Source organism: Kluyvera intermedia, from assembly GCF_021440345.1.
In the GTDB taxonomy this organism is placed as follows: domain Bacteria; phylum Pseudomonadota; class Gammaproteobacteria; order Enterobacterales; family Enterobacteriaceae; genus Kluyvera; species Kluyvera intermedia_A.
Window position 1 is genome coordinate 1 of sequence record NZ_JAKCNS010000054.1, and the last position, 214, is coordinate 214.

At 49.5% G+C, this 214-nt stretch carries 1 tRNA gene; it reads right to left on the minus strand.

Annotated elements, in window-relative coordinates:
- Window positions 1-70 precede the first annotated feature (70 nt).
- Window positions 71-146 (minus strand) — tRNA-Thr (locus LZ634_RS15985).
- Window positions 147-214 lie beyond the last annotated feature (68 nt).

Sequence of the window (214 nt, forward strand, 5' to 3'; positions counted from 1 at the left end):
TCAGGTGGGACCACCGCGCTGTTGCCGCCAGACAAATTCTTTTACTAGCGCCGAACTTTAACCTAAAAACTGGTGCTGATACCCAGAGTCGAACTGGGGACCTCACCCTTACCAAGGGTGCGCTCTACCAACTGAGCCATATCAGCACACTTTATTCTTCGAACCGTCTACAACTTTGTTGTAGGCACGTTCTTAATTTGATGCCTGGCAGTTC